The organism is Shewanella sp. SM71 (genome assembly GCF_025653905.1).
GTDB classification, from domain to species: Bacteria; Pseudomonadota; Gammaproteobacteria; order Enterobacterales; family Shewanellaceae; genus Shewanella; species Shewanella oncorhynchi.
In genome coordinates this window covers 1-23,982 of the sequence record NZ_JAKKRW010000004.1, presented here as the reverse complement: position 1 = coordinate 23,982, position 23,982 = coordinate 1, and the positions used below count along the sequence as shown (strand labels likewise).

The following is a 23,982-nucleotide window of genomic DNA, read 5'->3' as shown; positions in this document are numbered from 1 at the left end:
ATAAACACGGAAAATCAATCTAACAGAGCGTCTTCGACTCTGGTCAACTCGTCGTGTAATTTTGCCATAAATTTGAGTTTGCGAACTTGATCCGCCGCTAACAATGCGTCTTCAGCCTGCTCACTGGTTAACAGTTGAGTCAATTGCTGAGTAAGTTGCGCGCGGTACTGTGCAAATGATTGATATAGCTCGTCAATACTCGCTTGAGGATCGGCACTATCGCGTATATCTTCTAACGCCTCGCGCCATTCCATTTGCTGCATCAAGAAGCCGGTATCTTTCACTGTCGTGGTTTCATGGCTTAATTCAATTCCACACAGCGACAACATATGCTCAGCGCGGCGAATGGGATCTTTTAAGGTTTGAAAACCATCATTGACTTGCGCCGTGCGCTGCACCGACAGCAATTTTTGCTGTTCAGTATCATTGGCAAATTTATCGGGATGAACCGCCCGTTGCAGTTCGCGATAGCGTTCTGCAAGTAAGGCGGTATCAATATCGAAGGCAGGGGAAAATTTAAACAGCTCGAAATAATTCATGCGTCAACTTTAGCGGTTAAACAGTGAAACTCTCACCACAACCACACTCACCTTTTGCGTTAGGATTATTAAATTGGAAGCCTTCGTTCAGCCCTTCTTTAACAAAATCCAGCTCGATCCCTTGAAGATAGATAAGGCTCTTGGCATCTATGATGATTTTCACATCTTCGATATCAAACACTTCATCGTCATCATTTAAAGAATCAACGAACTCAAGTACATAAGCCATACCAGAACAGCCTGATGTTCTTAAGCCGAGACGCAGGCCTACACCTTTGCCTCGGTTGACTAAGAAAGATCTGACACGATCGGCTGCCGCTGGGGTCATTGTAATCGCCATCTTAACTCCAGATGTTACTTAGCTTGTTTCGATTTGTACTCGTCGATAGCAGCTTTAATGGCATCTTCAGCCAAAATTGAACAGTGGATCTTCACTGGTGGCAATGCCAATTCTTCAGCGATATCCGTGTTTTTGATCGCCGCAGCTTGTTCGATAGTCTTGCCTTTAACCCACTCAGTTACCAGTGAGCTAGACGCAATCGCGCTGCCACAACCGTAGGTTTTGAACTTAGCGTCTTGAATGATGCCATCAGCACCAATTTTCAACTGAAGTTTCATCACGTCACCGCAAGCAGGCGCGCCTACCATACCGGTCACGACCGAAGGATCGTTTTTATCAAAAGAACCAACGTTACGTGGATTCTCATAATGATCTATCACTTTTTCACTGTAAGCCATGGTACTGCTCCAAAATTATCTATTGTAAAGGTCAGAATTAATGATGTGCCCACTGAACTTGGTTCAGGTCGATCCCATCTTTAAACATTTCCCACAAAGGAGACATTTCTCTTAATTTATCAATAGATTGAGTAATTACTTCGATAGCGTGATCAATTTCTTCTTCGGTTGTGAAACGGCCGATAGAGAAACGAATCGAGCTATGTGCCATTTCATCGTTTAAGCCAAGCGCACGTAATACGTAGCTAGGCTCTAGGCTGGCTGAGGTACAAGCCGAACCCGATGAAACCGCTAAATCTTTCAGTGCCATCATTAACGACTCGCCTTCAACATAGTTGAAGCTGACGTTGAGGCTACCGCTAACACGGTCAATCGCATCACCATTGATATAGGTTTCTTCAATGTGCTTGATGCCATTCCATAATTTGTCACGTAATGCACCGATACGAGCGTCATCAGAGGCCATTTCCGCTTTTGCGATTGCAGCAGCTTCACCTAAACCTACGATTTGATGCGTTGGTAACGTACCGCTACGCATACCACGCTCATGACCACCACCGTGCATTTGCGCTTCTAAGCGAATGCGTGGCTTACGACGAACATATAGTGCGCCGATACCTTTAGGGCCATACATTTTGTGACCAGAAATCGAGATCAAATCCACTTTAGTGGCTTGCACATCGATAGGCACTTTGCCTGCACTTTGCGCCGCATCCATGTGGAAAATGATGCCTTTTGAACGGCATAGTTCACCGATTGCATCGATATCGTGGATAACACCGATTTCGTTGTTCACGTGCATGATGCTGACAAGGATAGTGTCGTCACGCATTGCTGCTTCTAAACGTTCCATCGGAATGATGCCGTTTGCAGCAGGCTCTAAGTAAGTCACTTCGAAACCTTCACGCTCTAATTGGCGACAAGTATCGAGAACCGCTTTATGTTCAGTCTTACTTGTGATGATGTGCTTGCCTTTCTTGTGATAGAAATGAGCAACACCTTTTATCGCTAAGTTGTTCGATTCCGTCGCGCCAGAGGTAAACACAATTTCGCGGTGATCGGCGTTAATTAACTCGGCAACTTGGTTGCGAGCAATATCCACCGCTTCTTCGGCTTGCCAGCCGTAGCGGTGTGAACGTGAGGCCGGATTACCAAAGATGCCGTCCATTGTCATGCATTGGAACATCTTTTCCGCGACTCTAGGATCAACAGGCGTGGTGGCGGCATAATCTAAATAGATAGGAAGCTTCATAACACACTCCGTACTGAGCAGTCTCTGGTAGAGGCTACATACAACGTACAAAAATTATTTTTATATATAACAAAGTGCCGCTATAAACTGACTCTTTGTTCCTTTTGCATAGTGTCTTGCTTAAGTGAGATAAATTGCACATCTCGCTTCTGCATCAAGCCGGCAAGACTGATACCATCTAAAAAATCGGAAATTTGTTTGCTTAAATCGCCCCAAAGTGAATGGGTTAAGCAGCGAGTTCCACTCTGACAATTGCCAAGTCCTTGGCAACGAGTCGCATCGACAGACTCGTCTACAGCATGGACAACCATGCCGACTGAAATATCATTGGCTTCTAGGCCTAAGCGATAACCACCGCCCGGTCCACGTACACTGGCAACTAAACCGTGTTTTCTTAGCTTAGCGAAGAGTTGTTCCAGATAGGAAAGCGAAATCCCTTGTCTTTCAGAGATATCCGCTAAGGGAACTGGTCCCGATGCTGAGTGGATTGCCACATCTAGCATAGCGGTTACTGCATAACGACCTTTTGATGTAAGTTTCATAACTACCATAGCTCCCGAACAGGTATGCATTATTTCAACATACCCGAGTAATTCAGTCAAGTATTAAAACCTACTAAAACACTCAAGTATATGAGTGTGCACATAACCAATACCCTTTCATCTTAGTGGGGTATTTAACCTTTTTCTAGCCTAAGATTCAATGCTAAAGCGCCAATTAATCGACATCTAGCACGATATAAACGCAGGATAAAAGTGATCTCGGTACTATGGCGCGATCAAACTCAGGTTTGATCGCAATATGCGCCTTTACAACAGGATAAGCTAAAGTAAAACGCTAAAGGAGACCTTTGTGAGGGTCAACCCTTAGGCAAGTTAGACCGCTAAGTTAAATCATTTCGTTGAACCATTTCTTGAAACTTAGATACTCGGATCAAACTCATCTAATGCACTATGGCGTTTTTCCGCTGCCGCTTTTTCTGCATCATTAAACTCGCCCATATCAAGCTCTGGCAGTTTTTCAGTACAGACATTGCCACCCAGCCCTTGAATGGCTTGACACAACTCTTGAACTTTCGAGTCCATCAAATGCATGTGATCGAGCATCTGCCCTATTGCATTGGCCACCGGATCGGGATTATCCGGTGATACCGCGTACGCATCGAAGCCATATTTTTTTGCCATCGCGCTGCGGCGTTCAGTTTTCTCTTTCGATTGCGGTGACGGTGTAGCCACCACGCGCCCAGGAATCCCCACAACCGTGGTATCTTTGGGCACATCTTTCACCACAACAGAATTCGAACCCACACGCGCACCATCGTGCATGGTAATAGGACCGAGGATTTTTGCCCCTGCGCCCACCACCACGTTATTGGCTAACGTCGGGTGACGTTTCCCCGCCTGCCAGGTGGTTCCACCAAGCGTGACACCGTGATAAAGGGTGCAATCATCACCAATCTCAGCCGTTTCACCTATCACAACGCCCATACCGTGGTCGATAAAAAATCGATGACCTATGGTTGCCCCAGGATGGATTTCAACTCCTGTCAACCAACGGGAAAACGTCGATAAACAACGTGCCGTTAAGCGCCAATCGCGCTTCCATAGCTTATGGCTTATCCGATGCAACCAAATGGCATGCATGCCTGGATAGTTAACCAAGATCTCAAACGCGCTACGCGCCGCAGGATCACGGTGATATATAGATTCAATATCTTCTTTTAGCCTAGCTATCACGCCCATTGTTTATCCTTCGCGATTAGTGTTAATTATTAAGGTTTGGCTATTTTTCTTTAGAACCCGCCACTTTCTCAATTGACGTCAAAATACCCCTGAGGATATTCATTTCCTGACTCTCAATCCGTGCACGACTAAACAAGCGGCGAAGTTTCATCATCACTTGTCCAGGATGGTTCTTTATGATAAATCCAGTTGATAACAGTGTCGTTTCAAGGTGTGCGAAAAAACGTTCCTGATCGGCAGCCAAGGGATACTCAGTCAGCTCTTCTTCGGCAACATCTTTTTGCGCGAGATGGGCAACGCGGGTTTCATAACAAATGATTTGTACGGCTTGCGCCAGATTAAGCGAGCTGTACTCTGGATTTGCAGGGATAGCCACATGATAAGTGCACTGTTGCAGCTCTTCATTGCTTAAACCATGGTTTTCACGGCCAAACACAATCGCAACAGGGCCTTTAAGTGCCTCGGTCGCTAATTTCACCCCAGCTTGTCTTGGCTCTAACATGGGCCAATCTAAGGTGCGACTGCGCGCGCTGGTTGCAATCACTAGACTGCAATCGGCAATCGCTTCAGCAAGTGAATCCACTTTCACAAGATGTTTCAGAATATCCGATGCACCCGCGGCTAATGCTATGGAATGACCGTCGGGCTCAACCCGGGGCTCTGCAAGATACAGAGTAGACAGACCCATAGTCTTCATCGCTCTGGCAGTAGAACCAATATTGCCGGGGTGCGAAGTCCCCACTAAAACCACTCGAATATTACTTAGCATGAAACAACTTAATTTAATTCATAAAACGTTGGGGACGAATATTATCACAGCCATTGCCGAATGCTTATATGAAAATCGGTATTTGATATAACTATCAAATCGAGTATAATACCGCCCGCTATTTTAACGTTCTTTAACATCCAGGGGATTGCAATGCATCCGATGCTGACGATTGCTGTACGCGCTGCCCGCGCGGCCGGCCAAACTATTATGCGCGCCTATACTGAACTTGACCGTATCGAAGTCAGTTCAAAAGGTATCAACGATTTTGTTACCAGTGTAGACAAGGAAGCAGAAGCGACAATTACTTACCAAATTCGTAAATCTTACCCTGATCACACTATCGTGGGTGAAGAGAAAGGCGAAAACCGCGGTGAGAATAAAGACTATGTTTGGATAGTCGACCCTCTGGATGGCACTAACAACTTTGTTAGAGGCATTCCCCACTTCGCGGTTTCTATCGCTCTGCAATACAAAGGCAAGACTGAAGTTGCCGTTGTTTACGATCCTGTCCGTGAAGAACTCTTTACCGCCGTCCGTGGTAAAGGCGCCAAACTCAATGATTTCCGTCTGCGTGTTACCAACGTGAATGAATTAGCGCCTACTATGATTGGTACTGGCTTCCCATTCAAGGCGCGTCAACACACTGAAACTTACATGGCTATTTTCGGCGAAGTCTTCGGCCAATGTGCTGACTTACGTCGCGCAGGTTCTGCCGCATTAGATTTAGCCTATGTTGCCGCGGGTCGTTTGGACGGTTTCTTCGAAATCGGCTTAAAGCCATGGGATATTGCTGCTGGCGATCTGATTTGCCGCGAAGCGGGCGGTACTGTGACTGATTTTACTGGCAACCATAACTATTTGGTTTCGGGTAACATAGTTGCTGGCTCACCTAAGGTGACCACAGAATTAGTGAAGATCATGCGTCCATTATTGAACGAAGGCTTAAAGCGTTAATCAAGATTAACACTTAGCTTTAAATAAACGCATAAAACAAATACAAAAAAGGCCAGTGGTAATCTCTTTAAGAGCGCCCACTGGCCTTTTTGTTTATGTGGCTTTCATTCTAAAGCCTTAAGTACTCGAGTCATCAAGTCCTCAGTCGCCACAATATCGTATTTATAAATAGTATAGTAATTAAGCAATAGTCATTGGGAAGAAAGGAGTGTCCTGAAAACATCTGCACTGATTTCAGCCCAAATCGGCTAACAGGACGAACAGCTATTTATCCAGTTATCTACCCGCTAACGCTTGTGCTGGTGCAATTTGGCTCGCCTTCCAAGCGGGATACAAAGTCGCGATTAAACTCATCACAAACGCCATCACAATCACCAGTACTGCATCCGAAACATGCAACTCAGACGGTAAAAAATCGACAAAGTAAACATCGGCCGAGAGCAGTTGAATACCGAGTAACTGCTCAACTGAGCTCGCAATCGCACTTAAATTCAGCGCCACACTCACGCCGATAATGCCGCCAAGACCACAGCCAAGCAGACCGTTTAACGCGCCCTGCACCATGAAAATCCCCATCACAGCCAAACGACTCAAGCCCATGGTCATCAAAATCGCAATTTCGGAGGCTTTATCCCGCACCGCCATGACTAAGGTGGAGACGATGTTAAAGCAGGCCACACCAATCACCAACACTAAAACTAAATACATCACAGTACGAACTAACTGAATATCTTGATATAAATGCCCTTGAGTACGGGTCCAGTCACTGATATACACAGACTGCTTTTGCGCATAACCGAGTTCGCGCACTTTTACTGGTGCATCAAACACTTTATCGACGCTAATACGCACACCCGTTACACCGCTATTCATGTTCAAGATCTGCGCCGCATATTGCAATGGAATATAAGCGGTTGTCAGTTCAAGCTCGCCGCCCAGATGATAGGTGCCTGACACCACAAAACGATGGCTCTTCGCCGCACGTAAACTGCCTGCCGCATCGGGATCGATATCCTGCACATATAAGGCCAGTGTATCACCCACCTCAAGCCCCAACTTAGCCAATAAACTCTCGCCAAGGACGATATGATTCTCATCTTGGCTCAGACTCTGCCAGCTTGCATCACTCATAAACTGTGACAAAGTTGAAACCTTCGTTTCTTCTTTCGGATCAATACCCACCACGGCTAAGCCTTGAAAACCACCAGGCTTCTGCACTAAACCTTGCATGCGAATAAAGGGGGCTGCACCACGAATACCTTCAATTTGTAGCGCACCTTGCGCAACACTCTGCCAATTGACGATAGGTTCGTCCACCCCGACAATGTCCGCCTGCGGCACTACACCCAGTAATCTTTGCTCTAGCTCGCGCTCAAAACCATTCATTGCAGACAGAACTATGATCAATACCGCCACACCTAAAGCGATACCGGCAGTCGATGCAAAGGAAATAAAACTAATAAAACTGTTGGATTGGCGGGCGCGATAAAAACGCCAACCAATCGATAGGGCTAACGGTCCTTTCATACTTGGGTTTCCGCCGCTAATTGCAAGTAACCGTTTTTCATCATCAGTTGGCGGTCCATACGGGCAGCCAATTTATGATCATGGGTCACCACCACAAACGCCGTGCCTAACTGATCGGCCAGCTCGCGGATCAACTCATAAACCGCATCGCCACTGTTAGCATCTAAATTACCCGTAGGTTCATCGGCCAGCACTAACTTAGGTTTATTAATCAACGCCCTTGCGATAGCTACACGCTGACGTTCGCCGCCCGATAATTCGGCGGGGATGTGAGTCATGCGATGGCCTAGCCCTACCCGCTCCAATAAGACTTTGGCATCGGCGAGTGCTTGTTTACGGTCTTTACCTTGAATAAATGCCGGCATAGCGACATTTTCTAGCGCAGTGAATTCAGGCAATAAATGATGGAATTGATAAATAAAGCCGAGATCTTGATTGCGGATCTGCGCTTGGCGCGCACTAGACACTTGGTATAAATCTTCGCCTAGCAACAAGACTTTGCCCGCGGTTGGCTCATCCAAAGTGCCCATAATATGCAGCAGTGTGCTCTTACCTGAGCCTGAGCTGCCGACAATCGCCAACTGCTCGCCCTTAAACACCTGCAAATCGACATTAGACAACACTTGCGTGGTCACGGCGCCATCATGGTAACTCTTACTGACACTCTGCACTTGCAGTAACACGTCTTGCATTGAAGTTCTCTCTTAAACATGCTTTGGCATCGATTTATTTCATTAAATCAATACATTAAATTATTTTCATCTTGGCAAACCATCACTCACGGATGAATGCCCATGGGTGACGACTAATCATAAAAGCTCACGGGTTACTCGTATCTCAGCGCAGTTGCGGGTTGCACACTGGCCGCACGCAGCGCGGGATATAAGGTCGCCAACAAGGTGACCAATAGCGTGCCTATCACGATCACTGACAACTGCATCAACTCCAGTTTTACTGGCAAACTCTGTCCCGCACTTAAAATCGAAATGCCTAAGGTCGTCATAATGCCATTCAGATTCAAGGTGATAAGTATACCTACCGCGAGCCCAAGCACTAAACCGAGTACTGCATTGAGCGAACCCTGCACCACAAAAATGCCCATCACGGCGGGCGTGGTTACACCTTGGGTTTTTAGCACTGCCACATCCGTGGTTTTATCGACCACCATCATCACTAGCGCCGAAACAATATTGAATGCGGCCACGGCCACAATCAGGCTCAGCATCAGCGACATCATGTTCTTTTCCATTTTTACCGCACCAAACAAGTGACCATAGGTATCACGCCAATCGCTGGTTGTTACCTTAATATCTTGTTTAGCGAGAACATCCTGCACTTTAGACGCTAAAGCGGGCGCGCTAAAGGGATCGGTTAAATAGAGTCTAAGCTGATCAATAGCCTCACTCGGTTGACGCATTAGACGCTTTGCATCTTGATAATGGATATATGCAACGCCAGCATCAACCTGAGAGCCCATTTCAAAAATGCCAGATACCAAGAACTTACGTTGACTCGGAACTGGGCCTAATGGGGAGTACACCACACCATCGCCACTCAATAATCGTACCGTATCACCGGGAGCAACTTTGAGTTGCCGTGCGAGCTCAGATCCTAAAATCACCTTGAAGTCGCCACTCGCCAACTGTTCAAATGCACCTGAGTAAGTATGCTGCGCAACGGAGGATAACTTTTGTGCTAATTCGGGAAACACCCCATAAACCTGCACAGCGCGAATATTCGACGCAGATTGCACCATGGCCTGCGTCGACACGCTCGGTGTAACGCCTAACACACCCGGTAAGGCTTTAAGCGCACTCGCCTGCTTTGTCCAATCGACTAATGGCGCTTCGCTATAAAGGGTTAATTGTGGCACTGCACCTAAGATACGTTGCTTAAGTTGGCCTTCAAGGCCATTCATCACTGAGCTGACAACGATCAAGGCTGCAACGCCTAAAAAAATGCCCAAAACGGCAAATAAGGTAATGAACGACGCGAACGCGTTCGCTTTTTTGGCCCGCCAATAACGGTAACCAATATAGAAAGGGAATCCTGGATTCATTGAAAGAGGGTTGCGTCCTGTGTGCTGAACTTGCTAAATCATGAAGATGGGCACGATAATAGGGGTATTGGTCCTATAAATAAAGAGGCAAGCCTTGTTCACTGACACCAATCCGTATTTTAGTGTGCCTCACCACTTTACCGCCTACCTAAGCCAATGGCCGAGTTCCCAGCCATTACCCTCAGAAATGGCACTGAGATCAATGCAATCATTAGGCATTCAACTACTCAGCGAAGTCAAAACACTCGAAGCTAACTGCTTGCTACAGCTGCGCCATTTAGATAACGAGGCAAAAGTTGTCGTGGATTTTTTAAAGCTGCAATCCCGCAAAGTAGATCTAGTGCTGCAACATGTATTAGAAAAAGAAACCCAAGAGGGCGAAAAATGCTTTGGTAACCAATTTGGTGGTAGTGGCCTGAGATTACTCACCCCAACAGCCTTAGACATTGGCTCCCACTATAAAATTACTCTGTTTATTCACGACGAATTAGTTGCCATTCTCTGTTTTGGCAAAGTCATCGCCACTCAAGCACAAAAAATAGCACAAGCCGAAGGCGATATGAGTCGTAATGACAGAACAGAACAACATACTCAACCTGAACATCTACAATGGCAAACCGACTTTGAATTCAGTCAAATTCTTGAATCTGACGTGGAGCAATTAGTCAAAGCCAGCCTCAATGTGCAACAGAAACAACTCAAGTTACGCAAACTCGCCAGAGACGAGCGTCAATAGCCGCTGACTTTTCTCTGGCACCTACGCCATCAAGTCTCTACAATGTCTGCAACTCTTTGTGAATGAATCAGTTTATCGCACGCCAATGACTCACATATCAGCCCTAACGCCGCCAGCCGTCAAAAATGGCACTCAAATTCAGACTCTGTCCACCGTGGGCGGGGTTTGCCAAGCAGTTACACTCGCCAATTTAGCGCGTCAACATAAGGGAACGACCTTAGTCGTCACCAGTGACACGCCAAGCGCCTTAAGCTTAGAGTTAGAGCTAAGTTATTTGCTCAGTAAAACAGGCATTAAGGTCAGATTATTCCCTGACCGCGAAACCTTGCCCTACGACAGTTTTTCGCCCCATCAGGATTTAATTTCCCAGCGACTCGAAACGCTATCGCAGCTGTCTCAGATTGAGCAAAATATCGTTATCGTGCCCGTCACCACCTTGATGATGCGCCTGCCACCTAAGGCCTATTTAAGCGCCAACGTGTTTGTGCTCAAAAAGGGGGATAGCTACAAGTTACACGATGTACGCCAGCATTTAACCGACACTGGCTACCATTCGGTGGAGCAAGTGTATGAACATGGCGAGTTTGCCATTCGCGGATCGATTCTGGATATCTTCCCAACAGGGATGAATATGCCACTGCGCATCGAGCTATTCGATGAAGAAGTGGAAACCATTCGCCATTTTGATCCAGAAACCCAACGCTCATTGCAACCTGTCGACTCGATTCGCCTATTGCCCGCGAAGGAATTCCCAACCGACAGTTCGGCCATCGAAGGTTTTAGGCAAAGATACCGCCGCCGTTTCGAGGTCATAGTCAAAGAGCCGGAATCGGTTTATCAGCTAGTGAGCCGTAACTTGATGCCGGCGGGGATCGAAAACTACCTGCCGCTATTTTTTGATGACACAGCCACCCTATTCGATTACTTGCCCAAGGACACTCAACTCGTCACCTTAGGCGATATCGAAAAGTCGGCGCGCGCCCATCTACAAGAAGTCGAGCATCGCTATCAAGACAGACGCGTCGATCCGCTGCGGCCATTACTGGCGCCTAAAGAACTGTATTTACTCATAGAAGAGTTATTTGCCGCCTTTAAACCGCTGCCACGTTATCAAATGCAAGTGCCAGCAGATGGCACTGAAACAACGAAAGCGGTTGTTATTGCCGCCAGTACCCTGCCCGACATCAGCGCCAATCATAAATTAAAGCAACCGCTGCTAGCGCTGCAAGATTATGCCAGCAGCGCCAAACGCATGTTGTTTAGCGCTGAGTCCGAGGGTCGCCGCGAAGCGCTGCTTGAATTGCTCGCTAAAATTCAGTTAAAACCTGCGCTGTTTAACCATTTTGATGAATTTATTCAAAGTGATGCCAAGTTAGGCCTTATCGTGTCGCCGCTGTCACGCGGTTGTTTGCTGCAGATCAGCGCCAAAGAAAGTATCAGTATCATTTGTGAGACTGAACTCTTCGGCCATCGTATTTCCCAGCAACGTCGCCGTGAAAAACAGCGTCAGATCAGTAATGATGCCCTGATTAAAAACTTGGCCGAACTCAAAGTTGGCCAGCCCATAGTGCATTTAGAACACGGCGTTGCACTTTATAGGGGCTTAGTCACCTTAGATACGGGTGGACTGGTCGCAGAATACTTGCAATTAGAATACGCTGGCGGTGACAAACTGTATGTGCCAGTGTCTTCATTGCATCTCATCAGCCGTTACAGTGTTGGCGCCGATGAAGACGCCCACTTAAATAAACTCGGCAACGAGACGTGGGCTAAAGCCAAGAAAAAGGCGATTGAAAAAATCCGCGACGTCGCGGCCGAGCTGCTCGATGTCTATGCCCGTCGCCAAGCGCGTCCCGGCGAAAGCTGCGCCATTGACGAAGAAGAATACGCTCAATTCGCCCGCGGCTTCCCCTTCGAAGAAACCGTTGATCAAGAAAGCGCCATCATCGCCGTGTTAGCCGATATGCAATCGCCGACCGCAATGGACAGATTAGTCTGTGGCGATGTGGGCTTTGGTAAAACCGAAGTCGCCATGCGCGCCGCCTTTGTGGCCGTCAACGCTGGCAAACAAGTGGTCGTGCTAGTTCCGACCACACTGCTTGCCCAGCAACACTATGAAAACTTTAAAGACAGATTTGCCGACTGGCCCGTGGTCACTGAAGTGATGTCACGCTTTCGTACCGCCAAAGAGCAGACTCAAGTGCTGCAACAATTGGAAGAAGGCAAAGTCGATATCGTGATCGGTACCCACAAGTTACTGCAATCTGAGGCCAAGTTTGAAAACTTAGGCCTGTTGATTATCGACGAAGAACACAGATTCGGTGTGCGTCAAAAAGAGAAAATCAAAGCGCTGCGCGCCAACGTGGATATCTTAACCCTGACCGCGACGCCCATTCCGCGCACCTTAAACATGGCCATGTCGGGTATGCGCGATTTATCGATTATCGCCACCCCGCCCGCCAAACGTTTAGCAGTGAAAACCTTTGTGCGGGAATCGGATCCCGCGACTGTGCGCGAGGCTATTTTGCGGGAAATTCTCCGTGGCGGCCAAGTGTATTACCTACACAATAATGTTGAAAGTATTGAGAAATGTGCCCAAGGCATTATCGATTTATTGCCTGAAGCGCGAGTCGTTGTTGCCCACGGTCAAATGCGTGAGCGCGATCTAGAACGGGTAATGTCAGACTTTTACCATCAAAGATTCAACGTGTTAGTCTGTACCACTATTATCGAAACTGGTATCGACGTCCCAAGTGCCAACACCATTATTATTGAGCGCGCCGATACCTTTGGTCTGGCACAGTTACACCAATTACGCGGCCGCGTCGGACGCTCGCACCATCAGGCCTACGCTTATTTGATGACGCCGCATCCCAAACGTATGACCCCAGATGCGCGCAAACGTTTAGAAGCCATTGATGCTCTTGAAGATCTCGGTGCGGGCTTTATGCTGGCGACCCAAGATTTAGAGATCCGCGGCGCAGGTGAACTCTTGGGCGATGAACAGAGTGGCCATATTTCTAAAATTGGTTTTAGCTTGTACATGGAAATGCTCGAAGCGGCAGTCAAAGCCTTAAAACAAGGCAAAGAACCGTCACTGGCGCAAATGCTCAATCAGCAATGCGAAATTGAACTGCGTATCCCCGCCCTACTGCCAGAAGCCTATGTGAGCGACGTAAATATTCGTCTGTCGCTCTATAAACGCATCGCAGGTTGTGAAACACAGGCGGCGCTGGATGAGTTAAAAGTCGAATTGATCGACCGTTTTGGCTTATTACCTGAACCGACGCGTAACTTAATGGAAATGACCCTCTATAAACATGAGGCGACTCGCTTAGGTGCGACTAAAATAGAAGTGCACAGTAAAGGTGGCAGCATCGAATTTAGTGATGATCATGTCATAGATCCTGTGTTTATTATTGGATTACTCCAAAGCCAGCCACAAATCTATCGAATGGAAGGACCGAATAAGTTAAAGTTCAGCCTTGCAGCCGAAACCAGTAAAGACAGGCTCGCTTTAGTGAAACTCTTGCTAGAACAATTATCGCAACATCGTCTTGGAGATAAATAGTGTTACGTAAACTCGCGGTCTCTATCGCTACACTCATTGCACTATCACACAGCCAGGTCGTCCAAGCAGAAGCTTGGTTCGAGGTTGAAGTCTATGTGTTTGAACGCCAAAGTCAGTCAAGTGAACAATGGCCTGATGCGCCGAACAAGACGAAAACCGATAACGCAATAGACTTAATCTCCCCAGCTATCGCGCAAGCAATCACGCCGATACCCAGCGCATCTGCGCCTTGCACACTGGTCTTTGATGCCGATGCAAATAGCCACTGCGCTGAAACCTTAAACGGTACCTCGACGTCAGAACCTATGCCTGCCGCGCCTGCGAGTGTGGAATATCGTTACCCGCCGGTGATCCCATCAGAAATCAGCAGCGCACAGATCAGTTATCCTACAGCCAATGGCAACCCAGTATTGTTAACCCGCAGCCAAAGTCAGTTCGCGAGCATTATCAATAGTATTTCCCGCGAACGTGGTACGCGCAGTTTACTGCACATGGCTTGGCAACAACCTATGCGTGGTAAAAGTGGCTCAGTACCCATACGCTTATTTGCGGGTAAAGATTTCTCAGGTACTTATCACTTCGATGGCAGAAAAATCATTAAGCAAGCTCAAGCAGAGCCTATGACTAATGCCGATGGCACATCAATGCTTGCACCTGCTGTATCACCAGTATGGGAATTAGATGGCACACTGAATATCTATTTAAGCCACTATTTGTATATTGAAACCGCATTGCACTTGCGCAAAGAAGGCAGAAAATTAATGCCAGCCGTACCCAGTGATGCGGCCGATACCAGCGCAACACTCACGGCGCCCAAAGTCATGACACCATTTTTAATGTCTGTGCCTTTGGAGCAAAACCGCCGTGTGAAGAGTGAAGAAATCCATTATTTAGATCATCCCGAAATGGGCATGGTGATCCAAATCCGCAAGATGGCGCAACCCAGTGCAATGCAAAATAATCAGAATGCCGAATCAATACAGACTGTTGGCCAATACTGAACAAACACACAATCCGCACAATTCTTAAGTTAACACGGTACGTTTAAATTAAGACTGAACGATGGAGAAATCGAGGTAGATATCATCAGCCTCGTCTTCTCCTACCGTTACGGTTAATCCCTCAGTGCAAGGCACACCTACTTCGCACCAAGCAATTAAAGCATTAACAGCAATGTCACTGCCTTGGGCGAGTACTTCAACACTGCCATCGCGGCAATTGGTTACATATCCTGTCACACCAAGGGCTCTGGCCTTAGTCAAGGTCGCATGACGGCAACCAACACCTTGCACTTTCCCCGTCAAATTAATTAATACTCGCTTCATCTCACGCTCCTTTTTCACGGAACCTTGTTATAGAAATAAGCATAGCCGCAATTATCCAAAGGCTAAGTGTTAACCTATGGATTTGTAGAGCAAAAAACAAACAATATTTAAATTTAGGCAAAAAAAACAGCTAACAAGACTGCTGCTAGCTGTGTCGGGCGACATACGCAAAGGGATATCCAATAAATGGACAAATAAAACAGCAACTCTGTATCATTTTGTTACAAAATAGCAAGGGTCGCTACTTTACACAATAAATAATTATTTTCAAGAGTTTGAAAAGTAAAACTATCCATCCCGAATGAATATAATGCTTTTAGCTGAAAATCAGCTCGTACACCCATCTGCATTGTTCATGTTTAAAAACACCCCCTGTGATAGCCGAAGAAGTATAAAGGCGTGTTGACGTTTAACGCTGAGATTGCGTTTGTTCTGGCAAGTTAGTAAACGCGAAACGAGGGGTTGAGAAGTGAGCCCTCTAATGACAAGCGGCCGTATGCCTGACGATAAAGCAAGGCAAGCAAACTAGATGCAAAAAAGCAAAAAACCGGCCTAATTAGTCGGTTTTTGCTTGATTGTGTGATTAGGTGATGAAGTGCTACTCGCTTATCATCAGACCATTTTGATAGCGATACTCGGATGAGGGTTCACCGTTGAAGTAGTACACCGACCTGCCGTGCAGTTGATTATCAAGATACTCATCACTTTGCAGCAGGCTGCCATCTTCGTTAAAACTATAGCCTTTGCCTTGCAATTGACCTTTATCATCATACTGGGCCTGCCCTAATAAATGGCCATTGGCGGAAAAGGCTTGCCAGTGACCCACTTCGTGTCCTGCTTTATAGTTGCCATGCCAGAGCTTAACCATGCTGTAGCTGCTTTCATCTTGCAGCAGCCATTGGCCTTCGCGCTGACCGTTAACATACTGACCTTGGGCTTGCAGTTGTTTATCAAAGCCACGCAGTAAATACGCGCCATGTAACTTAGCGTTTTTATAAAACTCTCGACGCATTATCGTGCCATCGGCTGCGATTTCTGTTTGTTCACCACTCAGCTCACCTTGTTGGTTAAACTGCTCATTGCGCGTCGTATCCGCGTTTTTTGTGACCCACTTGCCGGACTTTAACCCTAAGTGATATTGGCCGATGACAAAACCGCCGTCCTCGGCCTTATCTTCTCGATATGCACCGTGCATTTGACCTTTGCGGTAGTTTATCCGCCTGATATAACCGTTCCAACCAGCACCGATATACAAGCCATCGTATCGCCCCTTGAGTTGTTCATCACGTTCAATCAGCTGACCTGCTACATCAAAACGCTGACGTAAGCTCCAGTCATTTGCAGTATCTTGCTGATATTGATAAGTTAACTTACCCGCAGAATCGAAGCGCTGTTCAGTGCTAGTCCGACCTTTAGCGAGGTATTGCGTGTCGGTTTGGGTCGCAACGTTACCGGCATTATCATAGGTAATATGTTGAATTTCACGACCATCCTTATCATAATTTTGCAGCTCTGCTAACCGCCCTTGTTCATCAAAACGCTGCTGGTTTCCCACCTGTTTATCATGTTCATAGTGTTTAATCTCTTGCAGCACATCGGCAGCTCGGTAAATCAACACTTCGCCGTGTATTTTCCCCTTAAGATAAAACTCTTTAGTGTATAACCAGCCTTCTTTTGTCCAATACAGTCGCTCGCCTTCTCTTTTCCCCGCCACCATATTAACGGTTTGCTCCGGCTGACCATTGTTATGAAAGCTTTCATATAGCCCTTCCATACCGTTAGCGCCGTAGGTTACGCGTGTTTGCAACTGGCCATTGTTAAAATAACTTTGCGATAATCCTAATTCAGCACCATTCACACGATGCTGAAGCTCCCTTAATTGACCATTAGTATGGTAACTTTTCTGATCTCCATTCAACTGGCCATTCTGGTAGTGGTACTCTCCCGAGAGCGCTCCGTCTTCCCAATAATGCAGATGCGTGCCTTGATAACGCCCTTGTGCATCGCTACTGCCCTTGCGAGACAGTTGACCATCGGGGTAGAAAAACTCGAAATCACCAACGATAAAACTCTCGGCTAAATTGGGACTGTTGACGCTGCCCTTAAAAACGGGTTTATCCGTCTCCAGATAAAAGAGTTGTAGCGGCCACTCGCCATTTTGCTCTGTCGGCGCTTGCTCCTGATAATAAATGGCTTCACCAGGCACATCGCTAAGCCGCCATAGTTCGTCGAGTAAAATTCGCTCAGCCGACAGATTAAACGACATAAGTAGTGCAGATAATAGTAATAAGACTCTCATATTCTGCTCCTTAAGGTAACGCAGGGAATGTATTAACCCACTGTTTATTGACCGGTTCGCCGCTTATCGTCAGCTGCTCTATCTGTGCTGCGCGCCCCGCCAGTACAAACCAGCGTTCCTCACGTAATACTTGCTGCAACGGACGCTGATAAAAATCACTGCTGTCACCTTGAATAGCAGGAGCTAGCTGTAAATTTTGCGCATTTAAAAAACGATAGCGCCGCATAAAGTCGGCCACGGTTTGATGAGCATCAACATTCGGCAACTGAGTGATATCAATCAACCAGCTTTGCTCGGGTTGATACGCTAGCGCTTGCCATTTGGGCGTACCGGTACAGGCCAAAGTGCTGCTAACATTGATGTCGTAAAAATTGCGGCGGATCCCATCGGCGCTAGTCAGTTGGTACAGCACAAACTTATCCAGCCCTCCACCAAAACCCGTGTTGTTAGTGTTAGTGCTTGTGTTTGTCCATTGCAGTGTGTGCCCGTTGACCTTAGGTGAATCGACAACACTGAGCGTGCACACCGCTGCCTGCTCGGAAGTTAACAGCAAACTGACGCCGTATTTGGCCACGATTTGCGGCTCAAGTAAGGCGGGGTCTTCAGGTGCAGTAACTTGCGGCAGATTAACATAGGACGCATACATATCATCACTATAAAGCAGTTGTTGCTGCGCTGGCGGATAGGCGACATTTTGCGCGTAATCTTGAGTCGGAATAAAACGAATGTTCTTAGTTAGTTCACCACTGTCAACCACAGTATTCACATAGAGTGTCAGCGTGGGCGGCGCTGCGGGAAAGGTAAACTGTGTGATCGATTCATATTGTGCCGATGAGGCCAACGCCACCATATTTTGCTCTGCCGGGGTTAACCAATCCGGCCCAGTGGGCGGCGGTGAAAAATATTTCACCATAGCGCCTTCGGCACCGTCAAAGCGCCGGTATAACCAAGATTTGTCAGTGCTGCCTCGCGATTTCAGCAAATAACTGAATGGTTTATCTGGGATTGGCGAGAGTTCCAGATGTATATCTTCATATTGCAAGGCCACAGTTTTGCTGGGATCGGGGGTCAGGTTAAGTTTGACTAATTTCGCGCCGCGATAATGGGCAGTCGCGCGAAACTCAGCAACCTGAGCTAAGAGGTCATTCGGCGCATTCCAACCGATAAGCAAATTCTGCTGCTCAGACTGATGGAAACCATCCTGTTCTGGATAACTATAACTACCTACCTTGCTCAATTGCAGCGGCAGTACTGTGCCATCCGCACTGTGTGCTGTGATATCGGTTAAGCTAAACCCGCCTTCGGGTTTAAAACCTGAAAAGTCATACTGATAAGTCAGCTTTAATAAATCATCTTGCTGGTAAAAGTAGCCCGCATCATAGGCAAATACAGCATCTTGGGTTAAGGTCTTATTGACGTTATCCAACACAACGTCAGGTTGTTTTTGATACTCAAATACTGGGAAATCATAAAAACCTAAATACTGCGTCAGATCGCCCAACTGGCGCTCCTGCGGCAACATAATAACGTTGCTGCGCACTGTGCCCTTATAGCCGTAGCGCTCAAACGGCGCTTCCGCCACTAAGGCTAACTGCGCTAACCAACCCCGCTCACGTTCTAACATCAACTGACCGTATATTTTGGCTTGCTCGCCGCCACTTTCAACTTTGGCTAACACATGAGTATCAGTGACTTGCAATACAGTAAGCTTGGCATTGGCGTGGCCTTGATAGGCAGGAAGCGCGACGACCGCCCCCGCTTTGGCGGGTATGGTGCTAAGGAAGGCAGATGAGCTAAAGAGCTTTTTCAGTTCCTGCTCAAGCTCTGCGCCGCGTTCAGCCAACAGCGCCTGCCATACAGGTTTGTTCAGTGCACTGAATTCTTTAACGCTCCCATCGTCTAGATTTAAAGAAAATTCAAACCCCTGCGAGAAAATAGCGTGCATTTCTGGATTACGATCGGCCCGCTGGCCACTACTGACACCGCTCCCTTGGCCATCGCGCATGTTCATATAATCGACGTGCACTTGAAACCGACTGTTTTTGCCTGTTTCGAGGACCTTATAACGCAGCAATTGATGTGACGTGGCGTTAACCGTTTCGGTACGACTACCATTGTCTACAGTGATGTTAGTGGTGCTATACAGCTGATACGAGCGCTCTTCCCCTTTTTCAGGCGTAAACTCAACATCAGCATCCCCAAAAGAACAGGCCGATAATAAACAGCATGCAACTACGCTAACCAAGTACTTCATGGTTATTCCTTGTATCTCAAACAAATAGTAAGCGCCGCATTATGCCCTTTCATACCCAGTAAATAAAATGCTTTGGCTATTTATGCCTGTCCAGCGCGACACCTGAGTGCTCGACTAAAGCATCCTTTTTAGATAGTCACAGGTACAGCAATGCCAATCTTAGGCAAATTCTTAATGACGAATTCCGGCATCAAGAACTGATGCAAAAAGCTAGCTGTGCGGCATTAATTGTCATTGTTTCCCAGTGACTCGTCGATTTTTTATTTAATAAGAAGTATCCCTCTGGACTCGACGGTAACATCTGCAGCACACGAAAGTGTAAATACCGCGTTCACATGGTCAATGATGTTCCCGACATCATAGTGATATTTCCCATATCCCTATGGGTCAGATGTGAAAGAGCAGCCATATCGCCAACGGTCACTGTTGTAACAAGGCCAATCTTAACTAAGTCATTAATACACAAATCAGCCCTAAACAGCTTTTGCCCCAAAGTGAGTTAACACGGGGCGTTTGACCACAAACTTGCTACCTCATTTCCCAACAAATTCTCATCTATTTTCTGCTTTCAGCAATTCACCATAAGTGGCCGAAACTGGAGCGCTAGACAGTCGTATTAAAAAATGCGTAGCTCTGAGTGTTTTTAAGTCAATTTTTGTGCGCGCCATCTCAATCATTAACATCTAAAACTATTTAAAATTAATTAGTTATATAAAGCGAAACTTAGATAATAGGTTTGTAAAACGCGCATGCGCGTTTTTCCGGATGGTGTATTTGAGAGAAAGCTGATAAGTTCCTTATATTACAAGTAATTAACTATTCGCGTTTTTACTGGTCTAATGAGGTAAACGCGCATGCCCCTCATAAAATGTTAGGCATCAATTTTATCGAACACTTTTTATCCTAAGGAATAATGTCATGGGAAGAATGTCAGATTTAATGATAGAGCTTGAAAATGAAAAGGCAGATCAATGGATAAGAGACCGTCTTGAGGATAAAGATGCAGATGAAGAATCCGAAGAGTATAGAGATTTAGCTGACGAATACTTTAATCTTCAAGAGCATTTAAGGGACCAATTTGAATTCGAAGAAGATCTAAAATGGTTACAAAAAAATGATTCTTCAACTCTTTACAGACTTTTTCTCGAAGAGATAAGAGAGCTTGAAAAACTTATAGTTAATAACCCACTAAAAACAAAACCATATATTATGTATAGAATGACTTATGCACATTCGGTTAGTTTGCTTGAGGCATTTCTCGGTGAAACTGTAAAATCTCTAGTAAATAATAATGATCGTTTTTTTGTGAATTCATTTAAAATCGAAGAATTAAAAAATGCAAAATATACGCTTGAGTTTTTAGCAGTAACAGAATCAAACCCCAAAGCGCTTGCTATAAAGGAACTATCTAAAATACTCTATCACAGCATGCCAAAAGTAAAAGTAATATTTGAGACCATACTTGGAAACAAAATTGATCTGAATATCTCTGAAGTAGATAAAATAACTAAAATTCGCCATGATATAGTCCATAGAAACGGAAAAACCAAAGAGGGTAATCCAATTTATTTGGACCAACAAGCTATTTTTAATATGTTTGTAGATATTAAAAAATTTGCAAATGAGCTTCAGGAAATCGTCAACAAAAATGCCTAACAAGTTGCTGCACGTGGACTTGATACAGTTGTCGCGCTTTTTGCTAAAACAAAATGCGGCAAAAACAGCACCAACTTACTCGTCGGTGAGCAAGGTGTTACCCATAGAAGTTTTAATTCGAGACTCTCTAATTCGAGCTAAAGTCTAACTCGAAAATGTCCAAAAATTAGCTAGTGAATCAGACTTTCCTAGTCTGGTTCATAGGGTAACATCCAGTAATAGATATCAACTAATTACTCTTCAAACGGTATAAAAAACGCTACCGCAAAAAAGCAAATTCCTATAGCATCATTTATACCAATTGACACGGATATGGCAGCGGCCAAGTCCGACAAGCGATTTATGCCCTGCAAACAGCGCAGCGCATAAATACTAAGACGTTAGCTTTTTGTAGGGATAACAATGTCAACAACAGCATCATTAAAGTGTAAGTATTGTGAAAAATATAATGAAGTCGATGCGTGTTTTTTTGATGACTTTATGACCAGCAATGAAATTAATCTTTCATTTCATTGCGGAATATGTGGTAAAGATAACATTTATAGCAATCTCACACAGTCAGAACTGGAAGAAATAATTAATCCTTCAAGTGAATTAGTAAGACAGGCGGAATTCTTAGGTATCTCTGCTGCAAAACTTAGTGCATATGTTTATCCTCCGGATGTAATGAAGGAGGCAGATTTAGATAGAAGAAAAATTCGTGGTTTGTCTATAAAAGAGTACCTAAAATCATGTCGTCAGAGCTACCCAAAAAAGGAAGGGCAGAATTGGTGGCTCGTTTATCAATTAAAGACATTAGATGCTGTTGTGCTCTTTCGTAGAGATTTTAAGTCATATAGGCTTCTAGATGGGAAAGGTATATATCTTGAATTTAGAAACATTATAGAATTAGGAGATTACGTACGTGAAAGAATCTAAAAGCACTGCGGGGGCTCGCTGTCTAGGAGCTGTTCACCGTGGTTCTAGACTGTTGCTATGATATTACCAAGTCATCTGCATTGTAGTGATCAATAATCTGTGGGTATTGACCTGCACACCAAGAACCTTGCCCAATATGTGTCCCGCATCAATATGCGCCTACAAAGTTGAGGGATGGATATACAAAAAAATTATGCCGAGGATGTTTAATAACCTCCTCGGCATTTATTATTTAAGAGATAGTGGTTTAAAATCAAGAAGGGAACTATCAAACTCCACAGACAACAATTTATCTTTGAAAGCTTCTGATATTATTATATTAAATGCACCACCCCACTCATACAAACGAAAGGCGTCTAAGTTTTCAGGTATTTTGTCCTTATAGACAACGGGTTCAATAAAAAATCGCCCACGCTTTGATTCCCAAACTTCTGGAATGTAGCCCAGAGGCCAGCGTTCAATTTTAGAACATTCCCAATCAACGCAGTCAGTATAATTAAATACATGCATCAACACATACTTTAAATTGTTATGCCTATTTATAAATGGTATTAACTGGACACCACTAACATTAATATCGTCCTCAAAAAAGACATCCTCATTAAACGCCAATAACCTGGTTCCAACCGAGACCACCGGAGGTGATTTACCTTCTTTTAAGGCATTGAAATATAAAACACCTTTGAATCCAGATTGAATCGCAGATAGTTTCACATCACTTAATTCATTTCCTTCGCCATCTATAAAAAATGAACTAGGATTCATATAATTCATCCATTTTTTACTTTCCGAATTTATACCTAATTTATAGTAATTCATTACTTGTTAACCTTCGTCAATATGTTAGTGCCAGCAGTAGTATCATTAAACTAGGATCCTATCTCTAAGCGCGGCGCCGCCTTCATTAAAGAAGGGAGATATTTATTAGACTCCTTTGTACAGCCGAATGTGTTTCCCAGCGCTGTTATCAATGTCGCTTTATCCATAACTGGCAACACGATCCCTGAATCACTCGAGTTTATAAAAAATAAGGTGATAACACTAGATTCTGAAGAGAACAATTTTTCAGTGTTATTAGAAATGTCCCCCGCATTTTTCTGGCATTTCTTATGGATATTTCTGGCCATTTCATGGCCAGTTAGCATCGTCTTACTTACGGGTTCTATCCTATTTGTACTCGATTCAAGAGTTACTCGCCATTCCCTCACCGATGACATTGTAGTGGAATAGAGAAAGAAGAGTTTTTCTTAGCTTATCAGCCAGTGATGTGCCGAGAAAGGTAAAGCTAAGGGAGTCGAGGCATTAGTACGTTGGCAGCACCCGCAAATGGGCTAGTGCGGCCTGATTTGTTGATTCCCATTGCCGAAGAGGACAAATTAATTGTTCCATTAACTAGGGTCTGTTGATCTTTGCTGTACAAATGTTGTTCAGCAATACATCGGCAGCCACATTAACATAAACGCCAGTGACACCATACTGGCGTAATTTCTTGCTAGCTTGTCATATCTTGTTGATATTGCTCGATAGTGCTTAATTCTTCCAAAAGCATTCTCCACTAAATGTCGATACCGATATAAGCACCAATCGACTCTTTCTTGAGGTGTATTCTTATAGCGGCGCCTTGGAATAACAGATTTCCC

At 45.4% G+C, this 23,982-nt stretch carries 21 protein-coding genes and 1 pseudogene; 7 read left to right on the top strand and 15 right to left on the bottom strand.

Features of this window, described 5'->3' with window-relative positions; all coding sequences use genetic code 11:
• Positions 1-14: 14 nt before the first annotated feature.
• The 7 genes from hscB to trmJ all read right to left on the bottom strand — a co-directional run bounded on the left by hscB (position 15) and on the right by trmJ (position 5,040).
• A complete protein-coding gene (hscB, locus tag L5L97_RS05050) occupies positions 15-539 on the bottom strand; it encodes a co-chaperone HscB (RefSeq protein ID WP_263181321.1) in 525 nt (174 codons plus the stop codon).
• Between the two features lie 16 nt (positions 540-555).
• On the bottom strand, positions 556-879 hold the full coding sequence (gene iscA / locus L5L97_RS05045) for an iron-sulfur cluster assembly protein IscA (protein ID WP_006081855.1): 324 nt from the start codon (positions 877-879) through the stop codon (positions 556-558).
• Between the two features lie 14 nt (positions 880-893).
• A complete protein-coding gene (iscU, locus tag L5L97_RS05040) occupies positions 894-1,277 on the bottom strand; it encodes a Fe-S cluster assembly scaffold IscU (protein ID WP_006081856.1) in 384 nt (127 codons plus the stop codon).
• 37 nt (positions 1,278-1,314) lie between these two features.
• On the bottom strand, positions 1,315-2,529 hold the full coding sequence (locus L5L97_RS05035) for an IscS subfamily cysteine desulfurase (RefSeq protein ID WP_028759818.1): 1,215 nt from the start codon (positions 2,527-2,529) through the stop codon (positions 1,315-1,317).
• Positions 2,530-2,609: 80 nt separating this feature from the next.
• Positions 2,610-3,071, bottom strand: a complete 462-nt coding sequence (iscR, locus tag L5L97_RS05030; protein WP_006081858.1) for a Fe-S cluster assembly transcriptional regulator IscR — start codon at positions 3,069-3,071, stop codon at positions 2,610-2,612.
• 378 nt (positions 3,072-3,449) lie between these two features.
• On the bottom strand, positions 3,450-4,271 hold the full coding sequence (gene cysE, locus L5L97_RS05025; protein ID WP_028759817.1) for a serine O-acetyltransferase: 822 nt from the start codon (positions 4,269-4,271) through the stop codon (positions 3,450-3,452).
• 40 nt (positions 4,272-4,311) lie between these two features.
• Positions 4,312-5,040, bottom strand: coding sequence for a tRNA (cytosine(32)/uridine(32)-2'-O)-methyltransferase TrmJ (gene trmJ / locus L5L97_RS05020; RefSeq protein WP_028759816.1), 729 nt, complete (start codon positions 5,038-5,040; stop codon positions 4,312-4,314).
• A 153-nt stretch (positions 5,041-5,193) separates the two neighbouring features.
• On the opposite strand from trmJ, the gene suhB reads away from it, so the two are divergent.
• Positions 5,194-5,997 carry an inositol-1-monophosphatase gene (gene suhB, locus L5L97_RS05015; RefSeq protein ID WP_028759815.1) on the top strand — a complete coding sequence of 268 codons (804 nt, stop codon included), beginning with the start codon at positions 5,194-5,196 and terminating at the stop codon, positions 5,995-5,997.
• 276 nt (positions 5,998-6,273) lie between these two features.
• Here suhB and lolE read toward each other — a convergent pair whose 3' ends face one another.
• From lolE to L5L97_RS05000, 3 genes are all read right to left on the bottom strand, one after another.
• A complete protein-coding gene (gene lolE / locus L5L97_RS05010) occupies positions 6,274-7,524 on the bottom strand; it encodes a lipoprotein-releasing ABC transporter permease subunit LolE (protein ID WP_263181320.1) in 1,251 nt (416 codons plus the stop codon).
• Positions 7,521-8,216: a lipoprotein-releasing ABC transporter ATP-binding protein LolD gene (gene lolD, locus L5L97_RS05005; protein ID WP_028759813.1), complete on the bottom strand. Its 696-nt coding sequence runs from the start codon at positions 8,214-8,216 to the stop codon at positions 7,521-7,523. The genes lolE and lolD overlap by 4 nt, the downstream gene beginning before the upstream one ends.
• 134 nt (positions 8,217-8,350) lie before the next feature.
• On the bottom strand, positions 8,351-9,583 hold the full coding sequence (locus L5L97_RS05000) for a lipoprotein-releasing ABC transporter permease subunit (RefSeq protein WP_263181319.1): 1,233 nt from the start codon (positions 9,581-9,583) through the stop codon (positions 8,351-8,353).
• Between the two features lie 94 nt (positions 9,584-9,677).
• On the opposite strand from L5L97_RS05000, the gene L5L97_RS04995 reads away from it, so the two are divergent.
• From L5L97_RS04995 to L5L97_RS04985, 3 genes are all read left to right on the top strand, one after another.
• Complete coding sequence (locus L5L97_RS04995) at positions 9,678-10,319, top strand: hypothetical protein (protein WP_212601065.1); 642 nt, start codon at positions 9,678-9,680, stop codon at positions 10,317-10,319.
• A gap of 85 nt (positions 10,320-10,404) precedes the next feature.
• The gene (gene mfd / locus L5L97_RS04990) at positions 10,405-13,890 is read left to right on the top strand and encodes a transcription-repair coupling factor (RefSeq protein WP_263181427.1); all 3,486 of its coding nucleotides are present in this window, start codon (positions 10,405-10,407) and stop codon (positions 13,888-13,890) included.
• On the top strand, positions 13,890-14,891 hold the full coding sequence (locus tag L5L97_RS04985) for a peptidoglycan binding protein CsiV (protein ID WP_263181318.1): 1,002 nt from the start codon (positions 13,890-13,892) through the stop codon (positions 14,889-14,891). The genes mfd and L5L97_RS04985 overlap by 1 nt, the downstream gene beginning before the upstream one ends.
• Before the next feature lie 48 nt (positions 14,892-14,939).
• Here the strand turns inward: L5L97_RS04985 and L5L97_RS04980 are convergent, their stop codons facing one another.
• The 3 genes from L5L97_RS04980 to L5L97_RS04970 form a co-directional block, all read right to left on the bottom strand.
• Positions 14,940-15,215 carry an acylphosphatase gene (locus L5L97_RS04980; protein WP_028759808.1) on the bottom strand — a complete coding sequence of 92 codons (276 nt, stop codon included), beginning with the start codon at positions 15,213-15,215 and terminating at the stop codon, positions 14,940-14,942.
• A 598-nt stretch (positions 15,216-15,813) separates the two neighbouring features.
• The gene (locus tag L5L97_RS04975) at positions 15,814-17,514 is read right to left on the bottom strand and encodes a toxin-antitoxin system YwqK family antitoxin (protein WP_263181317.1); all 1,701 of its coding nucleotides are present in this window, start codon (positions 17,512-17,514) and stop codon (positions 15,814-15,816) included.
• Between the two features lie 10 nt (positions 17,515-17,524).
• Positions 17,525-19,768 carry a hypothetical protein gene (locus tag L5L97_RS04970; RefSeq protein WP_263181316.1) on the bottom strand — a complete coding sequence of 748 codons (2,244 nt, stop codon included), beginning with the start codon at positions 19,766-19,768 and terminating at the stop codon, positions 17,525-17,527.
• A gap of 918 nt (positions 19,769-20,686) precedes the next feature.
• Here L5L97_RS04970 and L5L97_RS04965 point away from each other — a divergent pair.
• Entirely contained in the window at positions 20,687-21,424 is a 738-nt protein-coding gene (locus L5L97_RS04965) for a hypothetical protein (RefSeq protein ID WP_263180475.1), read from the top strand.
• Between the two features lie 402 nt (positions 21,425-21,826).
• Entirely contained in the window at positions 21,827-22,342 is a 516-nt protein-coding gene (locus L5L97_RS04960) for a hypothetical protein (RefSeq protein ID WP_263138767.1), read from the top strand.
• A gap of 228 nt (positions 22,343-22,570) precedes the next feature.
• On the opposite strand, the gene L5L97_RS04955 is transcribed toward L5L97_RS04960, so the two are convergent.
• On the bottom strand, positions 22,571-23,161 hold the full coding sequence (locus L5L97_RS04955) for a hypothetical protein (protein ID WP_263181315.1): 591 nt from the start codon (positions 23,159-23,161) through the stop codon (positions 22,571-22,573).
• A 27-nt stretch (positions 23,162-23,188) separates the two neighbouring features.
• On the opposite strand from L5L97_RS04955, the pseudogene L5L97_RS22930 reads away from it, so the two are divergent.
• Positions 23,189-23,736, top strand: a pseudogene (locus tag L5L97_RS22930) (EAL domain-containing protein); the annotation flags it as partial.
• A 33-nt stretch (positions 23,737-23,769) separates the two neighbouring features.
• On the opposite strand, the gene L5L97_RS04950 reads toward L5L97_RS22930, so the two are convergent.
• On the bottom strand, positions 23,770-23,982 hold a 213-nt coding region (locus L5L97_RS04950), incomplete at its 5' end, for a transposase (protein WP_248943622.1).

Bases quoted from the DNA above. Each gene is read 5' to 3' on its own strand.
- iscR (WP_006081858.1), bottom strand. From the start codon at position 3,071: ATGAAACTTACATCAAAAGGTCGTTATGCAGTAACCGCTATGCTAGAT.
- iscA (WP_006081855.1), bottom strand. From the start codon at position 879: ATGGCGATTACAATGACCCCAGCGGCAGCCGATCGTGTCAGATCTTTC.
- cysE (WP_028759817.1), bottom strand. From the start codon at position 4,271: ATGGGCGTGATAGCTAGGCTAAAAGAAGATATTGAATCTATATATCAC.
- suhB (WP_028759815.1), top strand. From the start codon at position 5,194: ATGCATCCGATGCTGACGATTGCTGTACGCGCTGCCCGCGCGGCCGGC.
- L5L97_RS04965 (WP_263180475.1), top strand. From the start codon at position 20,687: ATGGGAAGAATGTCAGATTTAATGATAGAGCTTGAAAATGAAAAGGCA.
- L5L97_RS04960 (WP_263138767.1), top strand. From the start codon at position 21,827: ATGTCAACAACAGCATCATTAAAGTGTAAGTATTGTGAAAAATATAAT.
- iscU (WP_006081856.1), bottom strand. From the start codon at position 1,277: ATGGCTTACAGTGAAAAAGTGATAGATCATTATGAGAATCCACGTAAC.
- hscB (WP_263181321.1), bottom strand. From the start codon at position 539: ATGAATTATTTCGAGCTGTTTAAATTTTCCCCTGCCTTCGATATTGAT.
- trmJ (WP_028759816.1), bottom strand. From the start codon at position 5,040: ATGCTAAGTAATATTCGAGTGGTTTTAGTGGGGACTTCGCACCCCGGC.
- mfd (WP_263181427.1), top strand. From the start codon at position 10,405: ATGACTCACATATCAGCCCTAACGCCGCCAGCCGTCAAAAATGGCACT.
- L5L97_RS04975 (WP_263181317.1), bottom strand. From the start codon at position 17,514: ATGAGAGTCTTATTACTATTATCTGCACTACTTATGTCGTTTAATCTG.
- L5L97_RS05000 (WP_263181319.1), bottom strand. From the start codon at position 9,583: ATGAATCCAGGATTCCCTTTCTATATTGGTTACCGTTATTGGCGGGCC.
- L5L97_RS04970 (WP_263181316.1), bottom strand. From the start codon at position 19,768: ATGAAGTACTTGGTTAGCGTAGTTGCATGCTGTTTATTATCGGCCTGT.
- L5L97_RS04980 (WP_028759808.1), bottom strand. From the start codon at position 15,215: ATGAAGCGAGTATTAATTAATTTGACGGGGAAAGTGCAAGGTGTTGGT.
- lolD (WP_028759813.1), bottom strand. From the start codon at position 8,216: ATGCAAGACGTGTTACTGCAAGTGCAGAGTGTCAGTAAGAGTTACCAT.
- L5L97_RS04955 (WP_263181315.1), bottom strand. From the start codon at position 23,161: ATGAATTACTATAAATTAGGTATAAATTCGGAAAGTAAAAAATGGATG.
- lolE (WP_263181320.1), bottom strand. From the start codon at position 7,524: ATGAAAGGACCGTTAGCCCTATCGATTGGTTGGCGTTTTTATCGCGCC.
- L5L97_RS05035 (WP_028759818.1), bottom strand. From the start codon at position 2,529: ATGAAGCTTCCTATCTATTTAGATTATGCCGCCACCACGCCTGTTGAT.